Origin of the sequence: Pullulanibacillus camelliae (assembly GCF_014642655.1) — a bacterium.
Classification (GTDB): Bacteria; Bacillota; Bacilli; order Bacillales; family Sporolactobacillaceae; genus Pullulanibacillus; species Pullulanibacillus camelliae.
On the sequence record NZ_BMIR01000013.1, the window covers coordinates 79,756 to 97,571 of the forward strand.

Consider the following 17,816-nt stretch of genomic DNA (forward strand, 5'->3'; position numbering starts at 1 on the left):
CTCCTAATTAGTGTACCATACTCCTAAAGCTTAATTCCATTTTTTATCTATAAAAAAGAAAACTTGCCGATTGGCAAGTCAGTCCTCTAAATATATTTACTGTTTTAGCTCTCATTTCTTTCACTCTTCACTGTCCTCTTGATTTTGTTTCTCAATCTCTTCTTTTCTCTCCTGTGTTGAAAATGCTCTTGGTTTAGCGATATCTTCTTCCACTATGAAAAAGATTTTTAGCACCAACTTGCCGTCGACAATTTGCTGAGATTTCACGTTTTCTTGTAGCACCTTTGACTTTTCTGGCAATTGTCTTAATAAATGGTCCCTTGCATCCACTTTACCAATAGCCAATGCTTGTGCCTCACTCAGCTGTCTATTCGTATGATCATACTGTCGATAATCAATTTTTTTATAAGCAATAGGTAACTTCCAGAATAAAAAGCGAAAATTCTTGGTTGACCGCTCATGCTTTTCATATTTAAAAGGCTGCTTTTGAAATCCCCATATAGGAACATCCCATCCAAAAAAACTGAGCTCATGTTTGGTATAGGTCGCCCCAGTAAAGGTTTCATAATCAGTTTTTAATGGTACCGTAGTCGTGGCATGATACCAGGTCTCGCCTATGACTTCTCCTTTTGCTGAGACGAAGCTCGGATCCTCTGTCTTGCCAATCGTTCCCGATACCAATAAATCGCCCTTTTGTACAACCTGATCTGGAGAAACAACAGATTGTCCTTTTTCTACATAAACATGATGGATGGTCGCTTCCTTAGTGGCGATAAGATCACGCGGCCCTGTTACTTTTTCTTTTTTTGGAAGTTCTTTTTGCACAACATCAATCCGGTAAGTTGTCCCTTTTTTCGACACACCCACCCATGTCACTTTCGGCAATTGGCTACTTAAATCCGTCTCAATGGTATTTAAAGATGGGAGTAAGAATTCAAGAGCGCCGACATGGATATGCTTTTTCTTCAAAAGTTTTTGTATCTGTTCTTCAACCTTTGCATCAGCACCATTAATTTCAATATGCCAAACCATATTTGACAGGATGAATACGATTGCCACACATAAGATAATACCAATGACAATTCCTGAACGTGCCATTAATCTCTTGATGAGAAATGGGAACCCATAACGCTCGTTGAAATGAATTTTACATGATGTTTTTTTCAAAATAGGCTTAATGCGTTTAATGTCCTGAAGCATCATGGAACAGACTAAACGCTGTTCGTCCAATCGTTTGACATCCCAAATCTGTATGCCTTCGCGCACAGCTTGATTAATAAAGGTTTCTGTTAGTTGTCCTGTTATAATGACCGAGACATGGCCAAAAAATGCTTCATTCCAATTTTTTCTCAATGCGCCTCACCCCGATTCAATAAATTCCACTTTTTTTATCGTGCCTTCCAGTAAGATTTCCTCGGGTAGTATGGTTTTTAGAACAAAGTGTTGCCCATGTATAAGGAGTTGCCCCGTTTCGAGTGACAGCCTTAATTCTGTATTCGAAAAAGCGAGAACGCCTCTATGATTCTCAATATAGATGTGCAGTTGGCCAATCATCGTAATTCTTGGTAAGTCTAAAACCACATCAGAAGGTAAATCTGTATGATTAGCAAACCATGACTTTAATTGGTTCCCCCATCTTTTCGCCAAATCCACCACCTCTATACCCACTTTATGTATCAACACAATGAAGTATCACTGAACCGTACAGAAAGGTAACCGACTTTAAATTCTATGATTTAAACGCTAAAAATATTAATCGTGGCATATATGCATCCATAGTAAAACGGCCGAACCTTTTTATCTTCAAAAAGCGCGCCCTCTAAAGCCCACCAATCTATAAAGAATAATCTTAAAAAAAGCCAACTCATTCACCTTTTTAAAGGCTCCATGAGTTGGCTTTTAGCATTACTAAACATTCTATTTTCGCTGATATTCCTTTGCTAAAGGATGTGGTCTTAAAGCACGGGGTTTATCTATACACTCAGAAATTATGAAGCTCTCAGCTATTTTTCTTTTTGTAAGCCTATAAGGAGAGGCTGCTATCGACTTCATCGGATAGGAAGCTTGCCTCGTAACGACATTTTGAAGTCCGCGTGCTTCCTGAATCCATTCTCTTTGAACATCGCGCTCTTTTCTTAATTGCTCCTCGTTAATATCCTTTGCATCCACTTTTTCTACATTCTGTGTGGTGCGGGACTCCTGTCTAGCCATGGGATTGTGACTCTGACTCACAGGCTGAGAAAGACTAGGCTTGACTGGGGAATGATCCTGCTTGCTTTTGATCGCCTGACTCCCCCCTATGAATGCCCATATGACAACGAATATAGCGATTATAACAAAGGTTATCATCTCAGACCCCCTTATTATTCGTCGTTCTGATTGATGTCGCCGACTGCATTACGCATTTCGGTATCGGCTTTTATATTATTATAATTCATATAATCCATAACACCCATTTTTCCTTCGCGTAAGGCTTGAGCCATCGCCATTGGCACTTCTGCCTCGGCTTCAACCACCTTCGCACGCATTTCTTCAACGCGTGCCTTCATTTCCTGCTCTTGCGCAACAGCCATTGCCCGGCGTTCTTCTGCTTTCGCTTGAGCAATATTTTTATCGGCTTCTGATTGCTCTGTTTGTAAATGAGCCCCAATGTTTTTACCAATATCCACATCAGCAATATCTATTGATAAAATTTCAAAGGCAGTGCCTGAATCAAGGCCTTTTTTCAAAACAGTCTTAGAAATTAGATCAGGATTCTCCAGCACCTTTTTATGGCTATCAGACGAACCAAGCGTACTGACAATCCCTTCACCAACCCTAGCAATGATCGTTTCTTCACCGGCACCACCGACAAGACGATCTATATTCGCACGCACGGTAATACGAGCCTTCGCCTTTACTTCAATACCATCCATGGCCACACCTGAGATAAAAGGTGTTTCAATGACCTTCGGATTAACACTCATCTGAACGGCTTCTAAGACATTCCGTCCAGCAAGATCGATGGCGGCACAACGTTCAAAGGATAGTTCAATGTTTGCACGATGCGCAGCAATAAGAGCATTGACCACGCGATCTACATTCCCACCAGCGAGATAATGACTTTCTAACTGATTGGTATTAAGCTGTAGTCCGGCTTTTACGGCTTTAATGAGCGGATTAATGACTCTTCGAGGAATAACCCGTCTTAAGCGCATGCCCACGAGCGTAAAGATGCCGATACGCACCCCTGCAGCAAGTGCTGAAATCCACAACATAATCGGAACAAAGGTAAAGAAAATAGCAAGTACAACAATAATAATCAGGGCAATAATCAATACGATAGCTGCCTCTGGTATACCTCCCATACACATCCTCCTTTAATCTTTCTAATAAGTATTTACGTGTCACGCTTAAAAAGGTTTCATTTTGTAAATGCTCTCAAAACATTCCACATTTTCTTCTTAACCATTCCAACTTCGCCTATACTAAACACCTTTCAGTAGGAAAACCTATCCTTATCAGAAAGGGATTCTTTTTTTCATTTATTTGATGCGTAATCACTTGGACGAAAGCGCTTGATGGATTAGTGTTTTGACCTCATGATAAATTTTCTATGAATAATCTAGATATTATTTATTCCGCTTAGGCCTCTTAATGTCGTGGTTTTAATCCCCATCAAAGGAGTCCAAGCCTGAATTTCAACCACTCTTCCTTAGAGTGGTTATACATTCTGACACTAATAAATTAAAAGACCGCCGAAATCCGACGGTCTTTACTTCACTTACATTTTCGTATCATTATGATAAGCGCGCTTGTACGAGGTTTTTAACCTTGCTCCCATCAGCTCGTCCTCTGACTTGAGGCATGATCACTTGCATGACCTTACCCATGTCAGATTTAGATGAAGCGCCAACCTCTTGAACGGCTTGATCAATCATTTGGCTTAATTCATCATCAGATAATTGCTTAGGCATGTAGCCTTCGATGACTTTGATTTCATTTGTCACCTTGTCAGCTAAGTCTTCACGCCCAGCTTGCTCAAACTCTTGGAGGGAGTCTTTCCTCTGTTTGAGTTCTCGGGATAACACAACGAGTATATCATCCTCAGAAAGATCCTTGCCTTGATGAATGGCTTCGTTTTGAAGAGAAGATTTGAGCATGCGAATGGTCGACAACCGCTCTTTGTCCTTCTGCTTCATTGCTTGTTTCATATCTGTAGCCAATTGATCTAAAAGAGACATCAGTACACCCCTTTAATTATTTACGGCGTTTCCGCGCAGCCTCAGATTTATGCTTACGCTTAACACTTGGTTTTTCATAGTGTCGGCGTTTTTTAACCTCGGCCATGGTGCCTGACTTAGCTACTGAACGCTTAAAGCGACGTAGTGCGTCTTCAATGGTTTCATTTTTGCGTACCTTTGTTTCAACCACCTGTGTTTCCCTCCCTCCAAAAAGCAAACGCTTCTAAAAGGATGCGGCTTCTCCGCTAACGGTACTCCCGTTATTCCTTTAGTAACCGTATTTTTCTACAAGAGCACCCCTCTTGAAGAAATACGATGTCGATTGCCATTATATACGAATCCCGGCTATTGGTCAACTGAATCACATAAAATGGTACATCTCATATCCTATTTTTTCACAATTTTTTTGCTGTAAATCCGCTCTTGATTTTCTTCTCATATGTCTAAAAGCTACTGCCTCCCCATTATTCCTGATGACAACGCAATTTTTCTTTCCAGCCTGCATTCAGAGGAACTGCCTTGTTCTTCTCTCTATCTAAAAGGACTACAACCGATTGCCCTACTGCAATCGTATCATCGGTTTGCTTTTCCTTCATCGTATGTTTTAAAGTAAAGCTCTTACCGCCTATATCAGTCACCGTCGTTTCAATAATAAGGACCTGATCAAAAAAAGCTTGACGAATAAAATCACACGTCATAGAGACCACTGCCAAGAATAAATCGGGATGCTCACGATCAGCTTGCAAGCTTTTAATAAAATCGACGCGTGCCTGCTCTAGGTAAATAAAATAACTAACATTGTTGACATGTCCAATAGCATCTGTCTCAGAAAATCTCACCTGCACTGTCGTCAGTGAAGACACCCTACCCTCACCCTCCCGCCTGAAATTAGTCATGATCTGAGTTCTTGTCCAATAGAATAACATTGGGTGATAAAATGATCCAATTATTCACAACCTTCATTATTTATATTACGATATTCTTGTTCGGAATGACAGTCATGAAGATTGGTTTTAAAAATGTCGCCGAACACCGCTTAAAACATATACTTAGAATCATGACCGATCGGCCGCTGAAGGGGATTATTGTCGGTGCAGCCGCCACAGCCCTCCTCCAAAGCAGTTCAGTTGTGACTGTCATCATCATTAGCATGACAGCTGCCGGGCTCCTTAGCTTTAGACAAACTGTTGGCATTATACTGGGGGCGAATATCGGCACAACCATCACTGGATTTATCGCGACATTTAATCCTGGTCAATTGACTTTTATCTTACTAGCCCTCGGGATTCTATTGCTTTTTCTTCCTTTTCAAAAAACCTTTGTCTTCGGCACAGTCAGCTTTGGTATCGGCTGCGTTTTTATTTCTATGGACGGTTTCAACGCCTTAGCAGAACCTTTAAAAAGTATTGGGATCATCGATACCATTCTGCACACTGCCAATCATTCCAACGTATCTAGCCTTATTTTCGGTATTATTTTTGCAGGGATTATTCAATCAAGCTCAGCCACCTTGCTCATTGCCATGGGATTCCTTAATAATGACACATTACAGCTTGTCGCAGCCATTTGTATCATGCTGGGGGCAAATATAGGTACAAGCACAACCGCTTTGATCGCCTCTATACACTCAACTGTTTCAGCCCGCTGGGTTGCTTACACACACGCCTTATTTAATCTGTTTGGATCCTTGCTTATCCTACCCTTTCTTAATGCCTTTACTCACCTTATACAAAGCATTGCGAGCGCTCCGGATCGGCAGCTGGCCTATGCTTCTTTTCTTTTTAATCTTCTGTCCACTATTGTGGCATTACCGTTTGTTAACAAATATGCACATTGGGCCGAAAAGAGAATCCAACGCTAACGCATACACTTCACATCATAGAAAAAACCACGGAGTGCGAAAAACTCCATGGTTTTTTTATCAGTTTCAGCCCATAGCCTTGTGGGTCTTGCACAACACAACCTTTTAAATGACTTGTTGCTGATGCGCTTCATCCATAACTCTGACAAATTGCCCTTTGCTGTAGGGATACCCTGCTTGGGTAATTTTCACACGGACAAGCTGCCCTTCCATTTCTGGACGCGCAGGGAACCGCACTTTCAGATAATTATCTGTATAGCCCACCCATTCACCTGTTGTTTCATCTTTTTTGAAGGGCTCTTCCGGAATCACTTCAAGCACTTCATTTTCATATTTGGACGCATATTCTTTCGCTAACTGATTGGATAAAGAAATGAGCTTGCGAACGCGCTCATGCTTCACCTCATCTGAAATTTGATGATCCATCCGCGCCGCTGGAGTCCCCGTTCGTTGAGAATATGGGAAAACATGAAGCTCAGCAAATTTAAGCTCACGAATAAAGTCATAGGTTTCCTGAAACTCTTCTTCGGTTTCTCCTGGAAAACCGACAATCACATCTGAAGTTAAAGCAAAATCAGGCAACGCCTTTTTCAATTGCTTAATTTTCTCCGCATAAAAGGCAGTGGTATACTTTCTGCGCATTCTCTTTAATACCGTATCAGAACCCGATTGTAATGGAATATGAAGATGACGGGCAATCACTTTAGATTGATTAATGACTTCAACGACTTCATCAGTCACTTGACTCGCCTCAATAGAAGAAATGCGCAAGCGTTTTAAGCCATGGACCTTTGCTTCGAGATCTCTTAAAAGCTGGGCAAAGTTATAGTCCTTCATATCTTCACCATAGCCTGCTGTATGGATCCCTGTAAGAACAATTTCTTTATAACCGGCATCAACGAGTTTCTGTGCTTGCTCAAGCACAGCTTCGGGCTTGCGAGAGCGCAAGAGACCTCGTGCCCATGGGATGATGCAAAAAGTACAGAAGTTATTGCAGCCCTCTTGTATCTTAAGGGAGGCACGGGTGCGGTCTGTAAAAGCTGGCACCTCTAATTCTTCATAGACCTTTGCCTTCATAATGTTCGAAACCCCATTAATGGGTTCACGTTCTCTTTGGTATTCTTCAATGTAACCGAGCATCTTTTCACGATCCTGCGTCCCTACAACAATATCAACGCCTGGAATCGCCATGACTTCCGCTGGCGATGTCTGCGCATAGCATCCTGTGACACAGATGACCGCATTTGGATTTTTTCTAATCGCCCGGCGAATGACTTGACGACTTTTCTTATCTCCTGTATTCGTTACAGTACATGTATTAATCACATAGACATCGGCCGTGGTTTCAAAATCTTTTCTTTCATAGCCATTGGTTTGAAACAGCTGCCAAATGGCTTCTGTCTCATAATGATTGACCTTACAGCCAAGTGTATGAAAGGCAACAGATGGCATGTCATTTCACCTCTTTTAGAAGTTCAAAATAAAATGATAGAGTGGATAATAAATACAGTGGTGCAGTTTCCGCGCGTAAAATGCGCTTACCTAGTCCACAGGAAACAAACCCATGCTCCAAAAAAGCAGCTATTTCAGCCTCGGATAATCCGCCTTCAGGGCCAATAACCGCCAATACAGTAGCCCCTTTTGGCATTGTATCGAGCAGCTTAGGCAGGCCACTTTGATTGCCTTGTTTGGCTTCTTCTTCATAGGCAACAAGACAATAATCAAAGCCGTTGCTTTCGTTGAGGATCTCTTGAAGGGTCTTTGGCGCCTGAACAGCCGGAATCGTCATGCGATGGGATTGTTCAGCGGCTTCCTTAGCAATCTTTTCAAGTCGCTGACGCTTGCGTTCAATTTTAGATGACCCTTCCCATTTTACCACAGAGCGTTCAGCTACATAAGGAATAAAGCTTCTTGCTCCAAGCTCTGTTCCTTTTTGGACAATCCAATCAAGCTTGTCCCCTTTCACAAGTCCCTGCGCAATGGTCACCTGAACAGGTAACTCCGTATCCGCAGTTAATTGCTCGACAATCTCCGCCGTGACAGTTTTCTCTTGCTCGGCTATGGCCGTAATTTGGCAGTCATAAGCCCTCTGCTCTTGATCACATACGATGATGTGATCGGAAGGCAGCATACGCATCACTTTATAGATATGGTAAGCATCGTCTCCAACGATCTTAACGCAGTTTTCATTTATATTTCTATCAGGAACAAAATAGCGTTGCATGAGACTCTCCTTACCGTTTACAGGCGACGACAGCCACCCATTCTTCATCCTGAACGGTTTTCTCTATAGTAAAGCCATCTGCCAGTAAGGCCTTTTCTACTTCAGGATATTTGCGCTTGATAATACCAGAGCCAATGAAATAACCACCTGGTTTAAGCAGGGCGAAGGCATCATGGGTAAACTTTAAAATAATCTCTGCTAAAATATTAGCAACAATCACATCATAATTTCCTTCCAAGCCTTTTACAAGATCGTTTTGCTGGAGAGAGACTTGCTGCTGTACACTATTTTGCTTAACATTTTCCTTGGCCACACGAATCGCTACATCATCCAAATCAACAGCTTTGACTTTACTTGCTCCTAGTTTCGCCGCAGCAATGCTCAATACCCCAGAGCCTGTACCAACATCTAGCACCTTATCACCAGGTTCTAAATAGTTTTCTAGCATGTCTAGGCAGAGTACCGTTGTGGGGTGTGTCCCTGTACCAAAAGCCATACCTGGATCCAATTCGATGATCAGTTCATCTGGACTTTCAGGCTGATACACTTCCCAGGTTGGACTGATCGTTAAACGCTTTGTAATGCGTGTTGGTTTATAATATTTCTTCCATTCGTCAGCCCATTCCTCTTCACTGACCTCGCTCAGAGTGACACTATGGGCACCGGTATCAATCCCATGGAGTTTCAACTCATTGATGGCACCTTTAATCTGATCGACCTTAGCAACAAGCCCCTCATTTACTGGTAAATATGCCTTGATATTCACACCATGCTCAGGGTAGTCTTCAGGGTCAAGTTCATAAATTTCCCCGTATTCATCGTTCCAGTCCTTGATCAGATCCTCTTGATCTTCTATAACGACCCCACCAGCACCGGCTTCATGCAATATATTAGAAATTGCCTCAACGGCATCCCGTGTTGAATGAATGGCAATCTCAGACCATTTCATTGACTCTTCCACTCCATTTCTAGTCAGCCTTAAAGGCACGCTTCACTTTCGAAAAAAAGTTTTCATTGTGGATTTCTGTCAGCGGTGTACCACTTATGTCTGCTAATTCTCGGAATAATTCCCTTTCTCTATCTGACAGTTGTTTAGGTGTAACAACATTCACAGTGACATGCTGATCTCCTTGGCCGTAGCCACGCACATTTTTTATGCCTTTTCCCTTTAAACGGAAATGCGTTCCTGTTTGAGTACCTGCTGGAATTTTTAATTTAACTTTTCCATAAAGCGTCGGTACCTCAATCTCATCTCCTAAAGCAACTTGAGCAAAGCTCAATGGGACAGTACAAAAGACATCATCGCCATCTCGTTCAAAAAACTTATGCGGCTTTATGTGAAAGACGACAAACAAATCCCCTGCCGGTCCCCCATTGCTTCCCGCTTCGCCTTGCCCTGATAAACGAATCTGCTGACCTTCATCAACACCCGCAGGAACTTTAACGTGAATGGTTTTATTCGTTTTGACTTTTCCATCGCCACCACAGGTGTTACATTTTTCTTTAATGATTTTACCTGTTCCTTGGCAATAATGACATACACGACGGTTGACAATCCGACCAAACGGGGTGTTTTGTTCAACATTAAGCTGACCTGAGCCTCCACAATGGGAGCAGGTTTCTGGGTGGGTTCCTGGCTTTGCTCCACTTCCATGACAGGTCTCACAAGTTTCTTCTCTTGGAATTTTAATATCTGTCTCTTTCCCAAAGGCGGCTTCTTCAAATTCCAATGTCATCGTATACTGTAAATCCGCACCTTGTCGCGGAGCATTGGGATCACGCCGACGTGATGACCCACCACCAAAAAACATATCAAAAATATCTCCGAATCCACCAAAGTCCGCACCATCAAAGCCTTGGCCCCCTCCAAAACCTTGATTAGGATCCGTATGACCAAATTGATCATAATGCGCTCTTTTTTGATCGTTATTTAAGGTTTCATAAGCTTCTTTTACTTCCTTAAATTTATCAGTAGCTTGAGGATCATCTTTATTGACATCGGGATGATACTTTCGGGCAAGTTTTCGATACGCCTTTTTTATGTCTTCCTTGGAAGCATTTTTATCAATACCAAGTACTTCATAATAATCTCGCTTGCTCATTTTATTCACTCCCGGTTATATCTTCACATAAGGTTAATCATATCATCTCTCGCCATAAATGCGCAACTTGCATTCACTTGACATAGAGTAAAAAAGTCAAAGCCAAGCGAGGCCCGGCTTTGACTTTAAAGAATGTATCGAACGGTTGGTCATTCAACCTCATTACCGTCTACTCTTATTTATTTCTTGTCGTCATCATTAACTTCTTCGTACTCAGCATCCACAACATTATCGTCTTGCTTACCTGCTTGCTGTTGCTCCGCACCTTGAGCTTGTTGCGCTTGTTGCGCCGCTTGTTCATACAGCTTCATAGAAAGCTGCTGTACGATCTCCTGAAGGCTTTCTTTTTCCTTTTTAATGGCTTCAAGGTCACTGCCTTCAAGGGCTTTTTTCAGGCCTTCCTTCGCTTCTTCAGCTTTTTTCTTTTCAGCCTCATCCACTTTATCGCCGAGATCCTTTAATGTTTTTTCTGTTGTGAATACGAGCTGATCTGCCTCGTTGCGAAGATCGACTTCTTCCTTACGCTTTTTATCGGCATCAGCATTTTCCTCAGCTTCTTTAACCATCTTTTCAATTTCTTCATCACTTAAACCAGATGAGGATTGAATGGTGATGGATTGCTCTTTATTTGTTCCTTTATCCTTTGCCTTAACATTAACAATACCGTTAGCATCGATTTCAAAGGTCACCTCGATCTGTGGGATGCCTCGTGGTGCTGGCGGAATATCTGTTAACTGGAACCGACCGAGCGTCTTGTTGTCAGCAGCCATAGAACGTTCACCCTGTAATACATGGATGTCTACAGAGGTCTGATTATCTGCGGCCGTTGAAAAGATCTGTGACTGACTTGTAGGAATGGTTGTGTTCCGTTCAATAAGCTTTGTGAATACCCCGCCCATGGTTTCAATACCAAGGGATAGCGGTGTAACATCAAGCAAGACAACGTCTTTAACATCACCAGAAAGAACACCGGCTTGGATAGCTGCACCTAACGCAACCACTTCATCAGGGTTAACGCCCTTATGAGGTTCTTTTCCTGTTAAACTTTTGATAGCCGCTTGTACAGCAGGGATACGTGTCGATCCCCCTACCAGAATGACTTTATCAATGTCATTTGAAGAAAGACCAGCATCTGAAAGCGCCTGGCGGGTTGGTCCCATTGTTCTTTCAACAAGATCAGCGGTTAATTCATCAAATTTAGCACGTGTCAAATTCACTTCAAGATGCTTAGGACCTGAAGCATCAGCAGAAATGAATGGAAGAGAAATCTGGGTCTGTGACACACCAGATAAATCCTTCTTCGCTTTTTCAGCAGCATCCTTTAAACGCTGTAACGCCATTTTATCATTGGATAGATCAATGCCGTTTTCTTTTTTAAACTCTGCAATCAAGTGGTCGATGATTTTTTGGTCAAAATCATCACCACCGAGCTTGTTATCACCTGCTGTAGATTTTACCTCAAATATGCCGTCACCTAACTCGAGAACAGATACGTCAAAGGTACCGCCCCCTAAGTCATAGACTAAAATGGTTTGATCTTCATCTGATTTATCAAGACCATAAGCAAGTGATGCAGCGGTTGGCTCGTTAATAATCCGCAAGACTTCAAGACCTGCAATTTTACCAGCATCTTTTGTCGCTTGACGCTGTGAATCATTAAAATAAGCTGGAACAGTAATAACAGCTTGACTTACTGTTTCACCTAAATAACTCTCAGCATCAGATTTTAATTTTTGCAGAATGATCGCCGAAATTTCTTGTGGTGTATATTCCTTGCCTTCGACTTCAACCTTATAATCTGTTCCCATATGACGTTTGATGGAAATGATTGTATTTGGATTGGTAATCGCTTGACGCTTGGCCACCTCACCAACTTGACGCTCACCATTCTTAAAAGCAACAACAGATGGTGTCGTCCGGTTTCCTTCAGGGTTAGGAATAACCGTTGCTTCTCCGCCTTCCATGACGGCAACACAAGAGTTTGTTGTTCCTAAGTCAATACCAATAATTTTACTCATCGTGACAACCTCCTAGAGTTCAATTAAAAAGTTTTTTGTAAATACATATACTGCTTAAATCTAGCGCCCTAATCACTTTTCTTCTTAAAAGTGAAAAGAGTATCTTTTTAACGTAGCCTCTTACACATATTGGGGTACTAAGGGTTTAGCTCCTTGCCTTACGCCCGTACCTTCACCATAGCTGGACGAAGGACTCGTCCGTTTAGCTTAAAGCCTTTTTGTAAGACCTCAGTTACCGTATTGGGCTCATGATCGCTCTCTTCATCTTGCATAACTGCTTGATGATCATTGGGATCAAATGGCTGATGAAGCGGTTCAATCGCTTCAACACCCTCTTTTTCCAAAGCGCTCATAAACTGTTTAAAAACCATTTCCACACCTTGTTTAAACGCTTTGGTTTCTTCAGATTCCGCTTCGCTTTGCAGAGCCCTAGAGAACGTATCTGCAATTGGCAATAGATTTTCTACAAGCTCTTGCGCACGAAATTGACGATCTCTCGCCTTCTCTTCGCGGCTCCGCCTTCTAAAGTTATCATAATCCGCTTGTACACGAAGCAGCTTATTATTCAAATCTTCCTTCTCTGCCTCAAGCCTCTTGATTTTTTCTTCAAGCTCTTCAACCGTAACAGTTGACTCTTGATCCTCTTTTTCATTATGTACATCCACTTCTGCTTGATCCTCTTGATCATGAGAAGCTTCATTGTTCACTTCGTTTTCAACTTTCTCATTTTCCACTTCTTCAGTTGCTTGTTGTGCATCCTTTTCCGTCATGATTGTCACCTCCATACCATCGTTACAATTGATTACATGGGAAAACAACATCCACATAATCCACGTTTGTGGATGCTGCTTCACCCATGTTTAATGAAACGCCATTGCCGGCAGTAAGTGAAGAAACCTCTTCTACTTAAAAATACACTATTATCTACACTATAACCCCTATGAGTATCCTTGATACCGGAGAGTTAATGATTTGGATAAGCTTTTTGAAACGACATCCAACAGCGTGATGACTTTTGGATAGGTCATGCGTGTTGGTCCAATGACCGCAACAGTCCCTATATGTTCATCACCAATGGAATAAGAAGCTGTAATCACACTACAATCCTTGATTTCATTCAAATGATTTTCTTGCCCTATTCTTATTTGAATGCCTGGCTTATTATCCACTGGTTTTAAAAGATCGTGAACGATTTCTTTACTCTCTAGAACATTGAGTAACGGCAACACTTTATTGATATCTTTAAATTCAGGCTGAGAGAGAATATTTGTCTTACCACCAAAATAGATCTGATCAAACGGGTGGTATTCTAACGCCACATTGAGCATTTTAATCACCTGTTTGTGATGAGAAAGATTTTGGCGAAGGACGGCTTTTAATTCACGATCAATGGCTGATGTCACCTTATATAAAGGCGTACCTTTTAGCCGGATATTAATGATATTGACCAGCTTTTCAACCTCTTCTGCCTTAATCCCTTTAGGGAGTGTCACTGTCCTGTTCTCAACATGTCCAGTATTAGTAATGATGATCAAAACAGCGACGTCCTCACTTAACCGGATGATTTGGATGTGCTTCAGCTTGGTTTCCAAAAGCTCCGGTCCCAATACTATAGAGGTATAGTGAGTAAAATCAGATAAGATATCAGCTGTTTCCTGGATCAATTTTTCCAGTTCATAATACTGATCATGAAAAGCGCGTTTGATATTCACCATCTCTTGATGTGACAACATCACAGGTGATAACAAATGATCGACATAAAAGCGGTAGCCCTTTTCAGAAGGAACGCGTCCTGAAGAGCTGTGTGGCTTCTCCAAATAACCGAGTTCCTCCATATCCGCAAGTTCATTGCGAATGGTTGCTGAGCTATATTGAACATCATCACGTTTGGATATCGCTCTTGACCCAATGGGTTCAGCAAAGCGAATATAATCGTTAACAAGAAGCTTAAACAAAAATAATTGGCGTTCTGTTAACATCACCAATCACCTCTGTTAGCACTCTATGATGCTGAGTGCTAATTCTATTCTAAAATTTATCAATGTTTGTCGAGTTTGTCAATGAATTAGGCTAAGAATGCCTCAAATACTTCATTTCCTAGAAAAATGCCCTGTCGACTCAGGCGAAGCCAATCATCCTTTTCTACTAACAAGCCTTTAGCAACGAGATCATCAATTGTCTCTCTATAATACTGATCGATAGGGTGATGAAATTTCTCCAAAAAGTGTTGCTTATTCACCCCTGCAATTTTCCGCAATCCTAAGAACATTTCTTCTTCGATTTTCTCTTGAGCGGTCACAGGATGACTTTCGATCCGAGCATGGCCTTGTTCCGCGATTCGCTGCATATATCCTTTCACAGCACGGGCATTCACTACTCTATTCCCGTGAATATAGCCATGTGCCCCTGCACCAAAACCGTAATATTCCTCATTGTTCCAGTAAATCAAGTTATGCTGACTCTCATAACCAGGAATGGCAAAATTGCTGATCTCATATTGCCGAATCCCATGCTGGCCCAAAAAATCAATAAGATATTCATACATATCGGCTTCAATATCCTGACCGGGTAAGGTCAGCTTTCCTTTTCTTAACCGATTGTAAAAAATCGTTCTAGGCTCGATTTGTAAAGAGTAAATAGATACATGCTGCGGCTGGATAGCTAATATCTCATCCAAAGATGCCTCTAATTGTTGCTTAGTCTGACCCGGCAGCCCAAACATAAGATCAATCGAGAGATTGTCAAACCCATACCGTTTTGCCAGACTGATGGCTTCAATAGCTGATTGCCGCGTGTGCTTGCGACCGATTTCCTGAAGCAAACGATCATCAAAGGTTTGCACACCAATGCTTAAGCGATTCACACTCGCACGCTTCATAGCTTCCAGCTTTGAGGCATTGAGATTTTCTGGATTGATTTCTATTGTAAATTCCTTCGTATGATCTTCTTGAAAAAGACGGCTATGCACACTATTCATTAAGAATGTAAATGCTTCATCGTCCAAAGCTGTAGGCGTTCCCCCGCCAATGAACAGCGTTTCCGGCCTCGAGAATGGGGCGTGTGATGTTGCCTCTGCCATTTCATTATCAAGTGCCTTAAGGTAAGCCGTGATAGGCTGGTTTTTTATAAAGTATTTATTAAAATCACAATAATAACAAATATGCTCACAAAAAGGAATGTGTACATACGCACCTTTAATCATAAATAGCCTTCCTTTATTCAAACCACTTGGCTTGCACTAATTGCCCTAAGTCACTCCCTAAGGATTGGTGCTACCAAGCACTAAGGTAATATTAAGTCTTAATTCTTCTTTAGAACAGTAAAGCTCATGTCCAGGCCTATTGATCAAATGGATTTATGATAAGAAAAAATGAACGATTAAGAATTCGTCGTGTCGTCTAAACGCAATACCGCCATGAAAGCCTCTTGAGGGACTTCTACTCGTCCGACAGTTTTCATGCGTTTTTTACCCTCTTTTTGCTTCTCTAGCAATTTTCTCTTCCGCGAGATATCACCGCCATAGCATTTGGCCAACACATTTTTTCTAAGGGCTTTAATCGTAGAACGTGCAATGATTTTTTGCCCAAGTGCTGCTTGAATCGGTACTTCAAACTGCTGACGTGGGATCAACTCTTTTAGTTTTTCGACAATCGCTTTGCCGCGGGCATAAGCAAAATCACGGTGAACGATAATTGATAATGCATCAATTTTCTCGCCATTCAATAATATATCCATCTTAACGAGCTTGGAGGGTTTGTACCCTAACAACTCATAATCTAAAGAAGCATACCCTTTAGTATTGGATTTTAAGTGGTCAAAGAAATCATAAACAATTTCTGACAACGGGATATGATAGATAATATTCACCCGATTTTCATCTAGATAAACCATATCAATAAATTCTCCGCGCTTGGATTGGCACAATTCCATAACCGCACCAACGTAATCATTAGGCGTCATGACAGACGCTTTAACATAGGGCTCCTCAACCTGTTCGATCATCTTGCCTTCTGGCATTTTCGAAGGGTTATCGATTTCTTCAATCTCCCCATTGCCTAATTGCACATGATAAATAACACTTGGCGCTGTCGTAATGAGATCGATGCCAAACTCACGCTCAATGCGCTCTTGAATAATCTCCATATGCAATAGCCCCAAAAAACCGCAACGGAAGCCAAAGCCTAAAGCTTCAGAGGTCTCTGCTTCATATTGAAGAGAGGAATCATTTAATTCCAGACGTTCTAAAGCCTCACGCAAATCATTATAGTCATTTGAATCTATTGGATAGAGGCCACAAAAGACCATTGGGTTCATTCTTCGGTAGCCAGGCAAAGCCTCCGCAGTCGGATGATCAGCACTCGTAATGGTATCCCCGACCCGAGTATCAGAGACATTTTTTATTGCAGCTGTTAAAAAACCAACATCCCCCACAGTCAACTCCTCTTTATTGACAGGCTTTGGAGTGAAGACCCCGATCTCATTCACCTCGAATACTTTGCCCGTCGCCATCATTTTAATGCGATCGCCGACCTTAACGGTGCCATCGATAATTCGAATATAAGTGATGACGCCTCGATAAGGATCATAAAGAGAATCAAAAATCAAGGCTTTTAGTGGCGCATCTGGATCTCCAGTGGGCGCAGGAACTTTTTCCACTATTGCCTCTAGTACATCCTCTATGCCAATACCCGACTTTGCTGATGTTAACACGGCATCAGAAGCATCTAATCCTATGACATCCTCTACCTCTTGTTTCACACGCTCTGGTTCAGCACTTGGCAGATCAATTTTATTAATAACGGGAATAATTTCAAGGTCATTTTCCAAGGCCAAATAGACATTGGCAAGTGTCTGTGCTTCAATTCCCTGAGCAGCATCAACAATTAATAAGGCACCTTCACAAGCAGCCAAACTTCGTGAGACCTCATAGCTAAAGTCGACATGTCCTGGCGTATCGATTAAATGAAAGATATATTCCTCGCCATCCTTGGCTTTATAAGTTAATTGTACTGCATTTAATTTTATAGTGATGCCGCGCTCACGTTCCAAATCCATGGCATCTAGCATTTGCGCGCGCATTTCTCGCTTTGATAGGGCACTCGTGGACTCTAAAATCCGGTCAGCCAATGTCGACTTTCCATGGTCGATATGGGCAATGATGGAAAAGTTACGAATCCTTTTTTGTCTATTTTTACGATCTTCACTCATTGTCTTTCCTCCTGCCAATCTGCATACATCGAATTATATCAATAGCCCTATCCCTTTTCAATAAAAGCCTTCATGTGGTTTGTGTCAAACTTTTCTCGGTACCCTATTCATCCCAGTATTTCTGGCACTCTAAATTTGTACGCTTTTCCAGCTACCGCGCGAATGTCTTCGCTTGGTTCC

Annotated in this window: 17 protein-coding genes; 1 reads left to right on the forward strand and 16 read right to left on the reverse strand. The window is 41.8% G+C overall.

Going from position 1 to position 17,816, the window contains the following annotated elements:
• Positions 1-120 precede the first annotated feature (120 nt).
• From yqfD to IEW82_RS13465, 7 genes are all read right to left on the reverse strand, one after another.
• Positions 121-1,353, reverse strand: coding sequence for a sporulation protein YqfD (yqfD, locus tag IEW82_RS13435; RefSeq protein ID WP_188695171.1), 1,233 nt, complete (start codon positions 1,351-1,353; stop codon positions 121-123).
• A 6-nt stretch (positions 1,354-1,359) separates the two neighbouring features.
• A complete protein-coding gene (gene yqfC / locus IEW82_RS13440) occupies positions 1,360-1,647 on the reverse strand; it encodes a sporulation protein YqfC (RefSeq protein ID WP_188695174.1) in 288 nt (95 codons plus the stop codon).
• Between the two features lie 270 nt (positions 1,648-1,917).
• On the reverse strand, positions 1,918-2,349 hold the full coding sequence (locus IEW82_RS13445) for a hypothetical protein (RefSeq protein ID WP_188695177.1): 432 nt from the start codon (positions 2,347-2,349) through the stop codon (positions 1,918-1,920).
• Positions 2,350-2,363: 14 nt separating this feature from the next.
• On the reverse strand, positions 2,364-3,347 hold the full coding sequence (gene floA, locus IEW82_RS13450; protein ID WP_188695181.1) for a flotillin-like protein FloA: 984 nt from the start codon (positions 3,345-3,347) through the stop codon (positions 2,364-2,366).
• 432 nt (positions 3,348-3,779) lie between these two features.
• Positions 3,780-4,223: a GatB/YqeY domain-containing protein gene (locus IEW82_RS13455; protein WP_188695183.1), complete on the reverse strand. Its 444-nt coding sequence runs from the start codon at positions 4,221-4,223 to the stop codon at positions 3,780-3,782.
• A 16-nt stretch (positions 4,224-4,239) separates the two neighbouring features.
• Complete coding sequence (gene rpsU / locus IEW82_RS13460) at positions 4,240-4,413, reverse strand: 30S ribosomal protein S21 (RefSeq protein WP_188498124.1); 174 nt, start codon at positions 4,411-4,413, stop codon at positions 4,240-4,242.
• A gap of 274 nt (positions 4,414-4,687) precedes the next feature.
• Positions 4,688-5,086 carry an acyl-CoA thioesterase gene (locus IEW82_RS13465; protein ID WP_188695186.1) on the reverse strand — a complete coding sequence of 133 codons (399 nt, stop codon included), beginning with the start codon at positions 5,084-5,086 and terminating at the stop codon, positions 4,688-4,690.
• A gap of 74 nt (positions 5,087-5,160) precedes the next feature.
• Here IEW82_RS13465 and IEW82_RS13470 point away from each other — a divergent pair, with 74 nt between their 5' ends.
• Positions 5,161-6,084 (forward strand): Na/Pi symporter, encoded by a 924-nt coding sequence (locus IEW82_RS13470; protein WP_188695190.1) that lies wholly within the window; start codon positions 5,161-5,163, stop codon positions 6,082-6,084.
• Between the two features lie 105 nt (positions 6,085-6,189).
• On the opposite strand, the gene mtaB is transcribed toward IEW82_RS13470, so the two are convergent.
• From mtaB to lepA, 9 genes are all read right to left on the reverse strand, one after another.
• Entirely contained in the window at positions 6,190-7,536 is a 1,347-nt protein-coding gene (gene mtaB, locus IEW82_RS13475; protein ID WP_188695193.1) for a tRNA (N(6)-L-threonylcarbamoyladenosine(37)-C(2))-methylthiotransferase MtaB, read from the reverse strand.
• A 1-nt stretch (position 7,537) separates the two neighbouring features.
• Complete coding sequence (locus IEW82_RS13480) at positions 7,538-8,308, reverse strand: 16S rRNA (uracil(1498)-N(3))-methyltransferase (RefSeq protein WP_188695197.1); 771 nt, start codon at positions 8,306-8,308, stop codon at positions 7,538-7,540.
• A 10-nt stretch (positions 8,309-8,318) separates the two neighbouring features.
• Positions 8,319-9,257: a 50S ribosomal protein L11 methyltransferase gene (gene prmA, locus IEW82_RS13485; RefSeq protein ID WP_188695200.1), complete on the reverse strand. Its 939-nt coding sequence runs from the start codon at positions 9,255-9,257 to the stop codon at positions 8,319-8,321.
• Positions 9,258-9,276: 19 nt separating this feature from the next.
• The gene (gene dnaJ / locus IEW82_RS13490; protein ID WP_188695203.1) at positions 9,277-10,410 is read right to left on the reverse strand and encodes a molecular chaperone DnaJ; all 1,134 of its coding nucleotides are present in this window, start codon (positions 10,408-10,410) and stop codon (positions 9,277-9,279) included.
• A 179-nt stretch (positions 10,411-10,589) separates the two neighbouring features.
• Positions 10,590-12,428 carry a molecular chaperone DnaK gene (dnaK, locus tag IEW82_RS13495; protein WP_188695206.1) on the reverse strand — a complete coding sequence of 613 codons (1,839 nt, stop codon included), beginning with the start codon at positions 12,426-12,428 and terminating at the stop codon, positions 10,590-10,592.
• A gap of 158 nt (positions 12,429-12,586) precedes the next feature.
• On the reverse strand, positions 12,587-13,198 hold the full coding sequence (gene grpE / locus IEW82_RS13500) for a nucleotide exchange factor GrpE (RefSeq protein WP_188695209.1): 612 nt from the start codon (positions 13,196-13,198) through the stop codon (positions 12,587-12,589).
• A gap of 168 nt (positions 13,199-13,366) precedes the next feature.
• Positions 13,367-14,407, reverse strand: a complete 1,041-nt coding sequence (gene hrcA / locus IEW82_RS13505; protein WP_188695211.1) for a heat-inducible transcriptional repressor HrcA — start codon at positions 14,405-14,407, stop codon at positions 13,367-13,369.
• Between the two features lie 86 nt (positions 14,408-14,493).
• The gene (hemW, locus tag IEW82_RS13510) at positions 14,494-15,627 is read right to left on the reverse strand and encodes a radical SAM family heme chaperone HemW (RefSeq protein WP_229672615.1); all 1,134 of its coding nucleotides are present in this window, start codon (positions 15,625-15,627) and stop codon (positions 14,494-14,496) included.
• 179 nt (positions 15,628-15,806) lie between these two features.
• Complete coding sequence (lepA, locus tag IEW82_RS13515; RefSeq protein WP_188695217.1) at positions 15,807-17,636, reverse strand: translation elongation factor 4; 1,830 nt, start codon at positions 17,634-17,636, stop codon at positions 15,807-15,809.
• Positions 17,637-17,816: the final 180 nt, after the last annotated feature.

What these genes read in the sequence shown, in the direction of transcription:
- IEW82_RS13455 (WP_188695183.1), bottom strand. Translation starts at nt 4,223, where the DNA reads ATGTCTCTTTTAGATCAATTGGCTACAGATATGAAACAAGCAATGAAG.
- prmA (WP_188695200.1), bottom strand. Translation starts at nt 9,257, where the DNA reads ATGAAATGGTCTGAGATTGCCATTCATTCAACACGGGATGCCGTTGAG.
- dnaK (WP_188695206.1), bottom strand. Translation starts at nt 12,428, where the DNA reads ATGAGTAAAATTATTGGTATTGACTTAGGAACAACAAACTCTTGTGTT.
- lepA (WP_188695217.1), bottom strand. Translation starts at nt 17,636, where the DNA reads ATGAGTGAAGATCGTAAAAATAGACAAAAAAGGATTCGTAACTTTTCC.
- IEW82_RS13445 (WP_188695177.1), bottom strand. Translation starts at nt 2,349, where the DNA reads ATGATAACCTTTGTTATAATCGCTATATTCGTTGTCATATGGGCATTC.
- grpE (WP_188695209.1), bottom strand. Translation starts at nt 13,198, where the DNA reads ATGACGGAAAAGGATGCACAACAAGCAACTGAAGAAGTGGAAAATGAG.
- IEW82_RS13480 (WP_188695197.1), bottom strand. Translation starts at nt 8,308, where the DNA reads ATGCAACGCTATTTTGTTCCTGATAGAAATATAAATGAAAACTGCGTT.
- dnaJ (WP_188695203.1), bottom strand. Translation starts at nt 10,410, where the DNA reads ATGAGCAAGCGAGATTATTATGAAGTACTTGGTATTGATAAAAATGCT.
- IEW82_RS13470 (WP_188695190.1), top strand. Translation starts at nt 5,161, where the DNA reads ATGATCCAATTATTCACAACCTTCATTATTTATATTACGATATTCTTG.
- hrcA (WP_188695211.1), bottom strand. Translation starts at nt 14,407, where the DNA reads ATGTTAACAGAACGCCAATTATTTTTGTTTAAGCTTCTTGTTAACGAT.
- floA (WP_188695181.1), bottom strand. Translation starts at nt 3,347, where the DNA reads ATGGGAGGTATACCAGAGGCAGCTATCGTATTGATTATTGCCCTGATT.
- mtaB (WP_188695193.1), bottom strand. Translation starts at nt 7,536, where the DNA reads ATGCCATCTGTTGCCTTTCATACACTTGGCTGTAAGGTCAATCATTAT.